The organism is Modicisalibacter ilicicola DSM 19980, from assembly GCF_900128925.1.
In the GTDB taxonomy this organism is placed as follows: Bacteria; Pseudomonadota; Gammaproteobacteria; order Pseudomonadales; family Halomonadaceae; genus Modicisalibacter; species Modicisalibacter ilicicola.
The window spans coordinates 1-1428 of record NZ_FQUJ01000001.1 but is presented as its reverse complement, the minus strand read 5'-3'; the positions used below and the strand labels follow the sequence as shown (position 1 = coordinate 1428).

1 rRNA gene is annotated in these 1428 nt (G+C 57.1%); it reads right to left on the bottom strand.

The features are described 5' to 3' along the window. Nucleotides 1-16 precede the first annotated feature (16 nt). Nucleotides 17-1428 (bottom strand): 23S ribosomal RNA (locus tag BUA41_RS00005); the annotation flags it as partial.

Genomic DNA, 1428 nt, shown 5'->3' with positions numbered 1-1428 from the left:
ACCCCTTGGGTGTTATATGGTCAAGCCTCACGGACCATTAGTACGGGTTAGCTCAACACCTTGCGGTGCGTCCACATCCCGCCTATCAACCTCGTCGTCTTCGAGGGTCCTTCAGGGGGCGCACGGCCCCAGGGAAGTCTCATCTTGAAGGGGGCTTCCCGCTTAGATGCCTTCAGCGGTTATCCCGTCCGCACTTAGCTACCCGGCAATGCGATGGGCATCACAACCGGTACACCAGCGGTGCGTCCACTCCGGTCCTCTCGTACTAGGAGCAGCACTTCGCAAACTTCCGACGCCCACGGCAGATAGGGACCGAACTGTCTCACGACGTTCTAAACCCAGCTCGCGTACCACTTTAAATGGCGAACAGCCATACCCTTGGGACCGACTTCAGCCCCAGGATGTGATGAGCCGACATCGAGGTGCCAAACACCGCCGTCGATGTGAACTCTTGGGCGGTATCAGCCTGTTATCCCCGGAGTACCTTTTATCCGTTGAGCGATGGCCCTTCCATGCAGAACCACCGGATCACTAGAACCTACTTTCGTACCTGCTCGACCTGTCCGTCTCGCAGTCAAGCACCCTTATGCTCTTGCACTCACTGCACGATTTCCAACCGTGCTGAGGGTACCTTCGTGCTCCTCCGTTACGCTTTGGGAGGAGACCGCCCCAGTCAAACTACCCACCACACACGGTCCTCGACCCGGATAACGGGCCCAAGTTAGAACGCCAATGATGCCAGGCTGGTATTTCAAGGATGGCTCCACGCGAACTGGCGTCCGCGTTTCCTAGCCTCCCAGCTATCCTACACAAGCAACATCAGCGTCCAGTGTGAAGCTATAGTAAAGGTTCACGGGGTCTTTCCGTCTAGCCGCGGGTACACAGCATCTTCACTGCGATTTCAATTTCACTGAGTCTCGGGTGGAGACAGCGTGGCCATCATTACGCCATTCGTGCAGGTCGGAACTTACCCGACAAGGAATTTCGCTACCTTAGGACCGTTATAGTTACGGCCGCCGTTTACCGGGGCTTCGATCAAGTGCTTCGCTTGCGCTAACACCATCACTTAACCTTCCGGCACCGGGCAGGCGTCACACCCTATACGTCCGCTTACGCGTTAGCAGAGTGCTGTGTTTTTAATAAACAGTTGCAGCCACCTGGTATCTTCGGCCGGCCTCGGCTCCACCCGCACGGGGCTTCACCTGACGCCGGCGTGCCTTCTCCCGAAGTTACGGCACCATTTTGCCTAGTTCCTTCACCCGAGTTCTCTCAAGCGCCTTAGGATTCTCACCCTGACCACCTGTGTCGGTTTGGGGTACGGTCTTGCGTGATCTGAAGCTTAGAGGCTTTTCCTGGAAGCGGGGCATCGATGACTTCCCGCCCGTGGGCGGTTCGTCTCGTGTCTCGGCCTTGAGGACCCGGATTTGC